This is a genomic window from Allosphingosinicella sp., assembly GCF_036387215.1.
Classification (GTDB): domain Bacteria; phylum Pseudomonadota; class Alphaproteobacteria; order Sphingomonadales; family Sphingomonadaceae; genus Allosphingosinicella.
The window spans coordinates 1-7,719 of the sequence record NZ_DASVUE010000082.1; the positions used below are offsets into that span (position 1 = coordinate 1).

4 protein-coding genes and 1 pseudogene are annotated in these 7,719 nt (G+C 65.4%); 2 read left to right on the top strand and 3 right to left on the bottom strand.

Features of this window, described 5'->3' with window-relative positions; genetic code table 11:
* Both VF662_RS03590 and VF662_RS03595 read right to left on the bottom strand, forming a co-directional pair.
* Positions 1-536, bottom strand: a pseudogene (locus tag VF662_RS03590) (ribonuclease R); the annotation flags it as partial.
* Positions 537-573: 37 nt separating this feature from the next.
* Positions 574-1,950 carry a M28 family peptidase gene (locus tag VF662_RS03595; RefSeq protein WP_464137772.1) on the bottom strand — a complete coding sequence of 459 codons (1,377 nt, stop codon included), beginning with the start codon at positions 1,948-1,950 and terminating at the stop codon, positions 574-576.
* Positions 1,951-2,060: 110 nt separating this feature from the next.
* Between VF662_RS03595 and VF662_RS03600 the strand changes: the two genes are divergently transcribed.
* Together VF662_RS03600 and VF662_RS03605 are read left to right on the top strand one after the other, a co-directional pair.
* A complete protein-coding gene (locus VF662_RS03600) occupies positions 2,061-2,939 on the top strand; it encodes an ABC transporter ATP-binding protein (protein ID WP_464137774.1) in 879 nt (292 codons plus the stop codon).
* 11 nt (positions 2,940-2,950) lie between these two features.
* Positions 2,951-6,541, top strand: a complete 3,591-nt coding sequence (locus VF662_RS03605) for a M1 family aminopeptidase (RefSeq protein ID WP_464137776.1) — start codon at positions 2,951-2,953, stop codon at positions 6,539-6,541.
* 7 nt (positions 6,542-6,548) lie between these two features.
* Here VF662_RS03605 and VF662_RS03610 read toward each other — a convergent pair whose 3' ends face one another.
* Positions 6,549-7,556 (bottom strand): fumarylacetoacetate hydrolase family protein, encoded by a 1,008-nt coding sequence (locus tag VF662_RS03610; RefSeq protein ID WP_464137778.1) that lies wholly within the window; start codon positions 7,554-7,556, stop codon positions 6,549-6,551.
* Positions 7,557-7,719 lie beyond the last annotated feature (163 nt).

A 7,719-nucleotide genomic window follows, 5' to 3' on the forward strand; every position in this document is an offset into this window, starting at 1 on the left:
CGGCCAAGCTCCGAGATCGGAAGCTCCCGCCGCTCCTTTTTCTCGACCGGCCGGAGCCAAAGGCTTTCGCCCTCCCGATGGACGACGCCGAGCACGAGCTCGCTGCCTTTCAGCAGCTTCTTCATCGGATGGGCGATGAAGCCGTTGCCCTTGGCCTCCGTGCGGGCGAGGATGCGGTCGCCGACGCCCACGGCCGACTTGCGGCCCCTTTCCTGAAGCCGGAGGCGCGGCTCCGGCCCCTCGCCCTCCCAGCGCTCCGGCACTGCCCAGGCGGTGCCGCTGTCGTCGACGTCCGTGACGCGCAGCACCGTCACCTTGGGCACCCCGCCCATCTTGTGGAAGGCGCGGCCGGGGGCGCTGTCGATCAGGCCTTCGTCGGCCATGTCGCGCAGCAACGTCTTCAGCGCGATCTTGTCGTTGCCGGAAAGGCCGAACGCCTTTGCGATCTCGCGCTTGCCTGCCGGCTGGTCCGAGCTTTCGATGAACTCGAGTATCTGTTCGCGGCTCGGGAGGCCGGTGCGCTGCTGTCTTGCCATTCACCCCATCTCGGCGTTCGGGCCGCCGAGAACAAGCTCAAGGCTTGGGCGCGGGCGGCGAATAGGGCCTGAACGCACCGCCGGGCACGGCGGATGCAACCGGGCTCTCGAAGCCGTCGGCGGAGACGGACGAGACGCCGAACACCCAGTCGTCGACCCGCAGCCCTTTCAGAACGTGGCTACCCACCGTTACGGGAAGGTTTTGGTCCGAATAGCCGGCGGGGATGCGAATGCTGTGCACCCAATTTGCCGCGTCCGTCGGCCGCCAGCGGACGACGTAGGCGGCGGCGCCCTTCACCGGCTCCCACTTCAGCGTGGTATCGGTCGATACTCCGCCCTCAGCGACTGGAGCGGGCGGCTGCGGGGCGCTTGCAAGGGCAGCAAGAGCGGCGACGTTCAGCTTCACCACCTTGGCAAGGTAGGGAAAGTCCATCTTGTCGACCGTATCGCCAATTTGGATGCCGCCCTCGGTCCGCAAATCCTGGTGCTGCCAATTGTAATTTTCGACCGCGACCGTGAACCGGATGGCGGGATAGCCGGCGTTGAGGAGCTCGGTATGGTCGCCGCCGCGGCCGAAGCGGTCGTTCCGCCAGATCTGACGGACGTCGAGGCCGAGGCTGAGGTCTTCGGCGAGCGTATCCAGCCAGCGGGAGATGTTGCGCGAGGGCGAGTCATTCTCGCCGCCCAAGCTGCGTTGCGGGCCCGCCAGCGCTTCGCGGCCCTGCCAGCGCGGCCCTTCGGAAAAGACGCGGACGTGGGCGGCGTCGCAGACTCCGTCGGAGCCGCAGCTGTTGCCGATGATGTCGTTGTTGAGGTTGGCGATCACCTCCCAACCCTGCGCCCTGGCATAATCGGCGAGGATCTTGCCCCCGAGCAGCCCCTGCTCCTCGCCCGAAAGAGCGGCATAGACGATCGTGTAGGGGAATTTGTGCTGCGAGAGCACCCGCGCCGCCTCGATCACGGCAGCGGTGCCGGAACCATCGTCATTCGCCCCCGGCGCGTCCTTCGCCGCGTCCATCACGTCGCTGACGCGGCTGTCGATATGGCCCGAGATGATGACGACCCTGTTCGGATCGATGCTGCCGCGCTGGATCGCCAGCACGTCCGTCACCTTGGTGGGCGTCGGCACCCGACGGCCGGTGACCACGTCCGACGGCGTTGCGATCGTCAGGCAGCTCTTGCAGGCGCGCGAGTATTGGCGGAACTCGGCTTCGGTCCAGCGAAGCGCCGCCCCGATCCCGCGCTTTGGGTCCGTCTGCGACGAGAGGGTGTGGCGCGTGCCGAAGCTGACCAGCCGCTCGACGATCGAGCGAAGGCTCGCCTCGCTCACATCGTCGGCGATGCGTGCCGGCTGCGCCGGTGCGGCGGCAACGAGGAGAAGTGCGAGCGGAGCCGGGAAGAGCCGATATTTCATGAGCCTAGCCACTGGACCTGCGCACGAAAATTCGCAAGCCGCGTCAGCCCTCTTCGCTTTACAGGGCGTCGGTCATTTGCGAGACCTGCCCCCTCATCCGGGGGGAATCGATGCTCGAACTTAACGACGTAAGCCATGTCTACGCCAACGGCACGCGAGCGCTGGACCATGTGACGCTCACCATCCCCCGCGGCATGTACGGCCTCCTTGGTCCCAACGGCGCCGGCAAATCGACGCTGATGCGGACCGTAGCCACCCTCCAGACACCCACCGAGGGCAGCATCCGCTTCGGCGACATCGACGTGATCGCCGAGCCCGAGCGGCTTCGGCGGACGCTCGGCTATCTGCCCCAGGATTTCGGCGTCTATCCCCGCGTCTCGGCCTACGACATGCTCGATCATATGGCGGTGCTGAAGGGGATCGCTTCGGCAAGCGACCGCAAGCGGACGGTGGAGACGCTCCTCAACCAGACCAACCTCTGGAACGTGCGCAAGAAGGCTCTCGCCGGCTTCTCCGGCGGAATGCGGCAGCGCTTCGGCATCGCCCAGGCGCTGATCGGCAACCCCGAGCTCATCATCGTCGACGAGCCCACCGCCGGCCTCGACCCCGAGGAGCGCAACCGCTTCCTCAACCTCCTCGCCGAGATCGGCGAGAATGTGGTGGTGATCCTCTCGACCCACATCGTCGAGGACGTATCCGACCTTTGCCCGCGCATGGCGGTGCTTGCCGGCGGCCGAATCCAGCTGGAAGGCGCGCCGCTGGAGCTCATCCGGTCCACGAGGGGCCGGATCTGGATGAAGGTGATCGAGCGCCGCGAGCTGGACGAGTATCGCGAGCGCTACGACGTGATCTCCACCCGCCTCTTCGCGGGGCGAACGGTGGTCCACATCCTGGCGGAGAGCGATCCGGGCAACGGCTTCGAAGCCGTCGATGGCGGCCTGGAGGACGTCTACTTCTCCACCCTCGCCCAATCGCGCCGCGCAGCCTGAGGGGCCGGACGATGATCGCGAAGATCGCTCGCTTCGAGCTCCGCTACCAGCTCCGCAACCCCGTCTTCTGGGTGACCGCGGGGATCTTCTTCCTGCTCACCTTCGGCGCGATGACCGTCGAGCAGATCCAGATGGGAAGCGGCGGCAACGTCCATAAGAACGCCGCCTTCGCGACGCTCCAGAAGCACCTCATCATGTCGCTCTTCTTCATGTTCGTGACGACCGCGTTCGTCGCCAACGTGGTCGTGCGCGACGACGATACGGGCTATGGGCCGATCGTCCGCTCCACGCGGGTGACGAAGTTCGACTATCTGATGGGCCGCTTCATCGGCGCCTATCTGATCGCCGCCTTGGCCTTCGCATCGATACCGCTTGGAATCTGGCTCGGATCGCTGATGCCATGGGTCGACCAGGAGACGCTGGGGCCGAACCGGCTGAGGGACTACGCCTACGCTTACTTCCTGCTGGCGCTTCCGAACGTTCTCATCACCTCCGCCCTGTTCTTCGCTCTTGCGACCGTGACCCGATCGATGATGGCGACCTATCTCGGAGTCATCGCCTTCCTCGTCGGCTATTTCGTCGCCAACACGGCCGTAAGGGACCGGCCGGAGCTCGAGCGGACCGTCGGCATCTTCGAGCCGTTCGGGGTTCGCGCCTTCTCGTCCGCCACGCGCTACTGGACCGCCGCCGAGCGCAACGCGACGGTTCCGGACTTCACAGGGCCGCTCCTCTACAACCGGCTGCTCTGGATCGGACTTTCGCTCCTGTTCCTCGCGCTGGCCTATTGGGGCTTCCGCTTTTCGGATCGTGGAATGTCGAAGCGCAAGCAGCGGAAGCAGAAGCTTGCCCTGAGCGCAGCCGCTTCGGCGCCGGCCGTTCCGGCGGCCTCGGAACCGCTCCCCGCCGCCACTCCGGGCCGCGCCGCCGCGCTCGCCCAGCTGAAGGCGCGGACAGGCCTCGAGATGAAGCAGGTGTTCAAGAGCCCAGCCTTCATCGTGCTCATCGGGCTCGGCCTGTTCAACGCCATGGCGGCCCTTTGGACGGGAGGAGACCTGTTCGGCACACCCACGCTTCCCGTCACGCGGGCGCTGATCCCGCCGCTGACCGGCAGCTATTCGATCATCCCGATCATCATCGCCATCTATTATTCAGGCGAGCTCGTCTGGCGCGAGCGCGACCGGAAGATGCACGAGATCGTCGATGCGACCCCGCTTCCAAACTGGGCCTATGTCGTACCCAAAACGGCGGCGGTGGCTTTGGTTCTGCTCGCTACCTTGTTGATCGGGGTTGCGGCCGCAATCCTCGTCCAGCTGCTGAAGGGCTACAGCAACATCGAGCCCGCCAAATATCTGCTCTGGTTCGTGCTCCCGCAGGCGGTCGACATGACCCTTATCGCGGTGCTCGCCGTGTTCGTGCAGGCGATCAGCCCGAACAAATATTTCGGCTGGGGCCTGATGGTGCTCTACCTCATCACCACCATCGTGATGAGCTCGCTGAGCCTCGATCATAACCTCTACAATTATGCGGGGGCGCCTCAGGTGCCGCTCAGCGACATCAACAATGCGGGCAATTTCTGGAAAGGCGCGTGGTGGTTCCGCCTCTACTGGAGCGCGTTCGCCGTGCTTCTGCTGGTTGCGGCGCACCTCCTGTGGCGGCGCGGGACCGAGACCCGCCTGAAGCCACGGCTCCGGCGTGCTCCCAGGCGGCTTGCGGGCGCGCCCGGGATCATCGCCGGCGTCGCGCTTGCGACCTTCGTCGGAACCGGCGCCTGGGCGTTCTACAACACCAACATCCTCAACGATTACCGCACCAATTCGAGCGACGAGGAATTCAGCGCCGAATATGAGAAGCGCTTCCTCCGCTACGAGAAGCTGCCGCAGCCGACGATCACCGACGTGAAGCTCGACGTGGCGATCTTTCCCGAGGAGACGCGGGCGGTCACGCGCGGCCGCTATACGATCACCAACCTGACGCAGCAGCCGATCGCCGACGTTCACGTCCGCAACGTCAGTCGCGATCTCGAAATCCTGCGGCTCGACTTCCCGGAGGCGAAGCTCGCGTCCAACGACGAGACCTACGGCTATCGAATCTACCGGCTCGACCGGCCGATGGCTCCGGGCGAGAGCCGCGCCCTCAGCTTCGAGACCCGCCGTTGGCAGCGCGGCTTCCGAAACAACGGCTCCGACACGAGGCTGGTCGGCAACGGCACCTTCCTCAACAATAACGAGATCGCCCCCGACATCGGAATGGACCGGCAGGGGACGCTCCAGGACCGGGCGAAGCGCCGGAAGTACGGCCTTTCGCCCGAGCTGCGGCCGGCGAAGCTGGAGGACCTCTCGGCGACGGGCAGGAACTATCTCGGCGTCGGCTGGACGACGGCGGACATCACCGTCTCAACTTCGGCCGACCAGACTCCGATCGCGCCGGGCAAGAAGATGATGGACCGGACCGCGAACGGCCGCCGGACCGCGCGCTTCGTCTCCGACGCGCCGATCCTCACCTTCTTCTCGGTCCAGTCCGCGCGCTATGCCGAGAAGCATCGCCGCCATTCAGGGGTCGATCTCGGCATCTACTATCACCCGACCCATGCCTGGAACGTGGACCGGATGCTGAATGCGCTTCAAGTAGGCCTCGATTATTATCAGGCCAATTTCGGACCCTACCAATTCGATCAGGCGCGGATCATCGAATTCCCTGCTTATGCGAGCTTCGCACAGGCGTTCGCGAACACGATGCCCTATTCCGAGGCGATCGGATTCATCGCTGACGCGAGCAATCCCGATAAGATCGACTACGTCACCTACATCACTGCGCACGAGCTCGGGCACCAATATTGGGCACACCAGATCATCGGCGCGAACATGCAGGGCGGTACGATGCTGTCGGAAACGCTCGCCCAATATTCGGCCCTGATGGTGATGAAGAAGCTCTACGGCGAGGACAAGATCCGCCGCTTCCTGAAGTTCGAGCTCGACAATTACCTCCGGAACCGCGGCGGCGAAGTTGTCGAGGAGCTCCCGCTCGCCCGAGTGGAGAACCAGCAATATATCCACTACCGCAAGGGCTCGGTGGCCATGTACCTCCTCCAGGAGCGCCTCGGAGAGGATGCGGTGAATCGTGCGCTTCGGACGGTCCTCAATCGCTACAAGTTCAAGGGCGCCCCCTATCCCCGCTCGGTGGACCTCATCCAGGCGCTGCGAGCGGAGGCGAAAACGCCCGAGCAGCAGGCGCTGATCACCGACCTTTTGGAGCGGATCACCATCTACGACCTCAAGGTGAAGGCGCCGAAGGCGGTGAAGCGCGCGGACGGCAAATGGGACGTGACGGTGCCCGTCGAGGCGAACAAATTCTACGCTGACGGACAGGGCCGCGAGAAGGCGGCGCCGCTCGCGGAGGCGATCGAAATCGGCCTCTTCACGGCAGAGCCCGGCCGCGGCGCCTTCAGCCGGTCGAACGTCATCCGGATGGAGCGCCAGCCGGTCCGCGGTGGGCAGCAGGTGCTGAAGTTCGTCACCGACAAGCGGCCGACTCACGCCGGCATCGACCCGTACAATTTCTACATCGACCGCAACTCGGCCGACAACGTGGTGCCGGTTACCTGAGCTCGGCTCAGGCCGGCACCACCGTCTGTTCGATCGTGCCGAAGAGGGCGTGGCCGTGGCCGTCGTCCATCCAGATGCGGACGGTGTCGCCGTGCTTGAGGAACGGCGTGGAGGCGCTTCCCGCCAGGATCGTCTCGACGGTCCGGACTTCGGCGATACAGCTGTAGCCGAGGCCGCCCTGCCCGATCGGCTTGCCCGGGCCGCCGTCGGAACCGCGGTTCGAGACGGTGCCCGAGCCGATGATCGAACCCGCGCCGAGGTTCCTGGTCTTTGCGAGATGCGCGATGAGGGTGCCGAAATCGAAGGTCATGTCGACGCCCGCATCGGCGCGGCCGAACGGCTCACCGTTGAGGTCGACCTTGAGCGGCCCGAGCAGCTTGCCGACCTGCCAGCGATCGCCGAGCTCGTCCGGCGTCACGAGCACCGGCGACAGTGCCGAGGCCGGTTTCGACTGGAGGAAGCCGAAGCCCTTGGCGAGTTCGCCGGGGATGAGATTGCGTAGGCTGACGTCGTTGACGAGGCCGACCAGAAGGATGTGCTCAAGCGCCTGCTCACGCGACACGCCCCTCGGCACGTCGCTGGTGACGACGATCACTTCCGCTTCAAGGTCGCAGCCCCAGCTTGCGTCCGCCAGCGGGATCGGATCGCGGGGGCCGAGCATCTCGTCGGACGCGCCCTGATACATGAGCGGGTCAGTCCAGAAGCTTTCCGGCATTTCAGCCCCCCTCGCCTGCCGAACGAGCTGGACGTGGTTCACATAAGCCGAGCCGTCGGCCCATTGGTATGCGCGCGGCAGTGGAGCGGCAGCCGAGCGCTCGTGGAAGCGCATCATCGGGATCGCTTCGTGGGCGAGGTCGGTGGAGAGGAGCTGGAGCTGGGGCGCGACATAGGTCCAATTGTCCAGCGCCGCCTGCAACGTCGGCGCGATGTGAGTCGCATCCGCGCACCAGGCGAGGTCCTGGCTCACCACCACAAGCCGGCCGTCGCGGCCTCCCTTCAACGATCCCAGCTTCATCCGGCGCTCACTCCTTCTTGTGCTCGGAGCAACTGGCATTTGCCGGACGGCTTGGCTAGGGGCTCGCCAACATCTTAGTTCCAGTCCAAGGACATCCCATGCGGAAGATCGATCATTTCATCGGCGGCGCCTCCTATGCGTCCGGCGAGCGGCAGGGCGACGT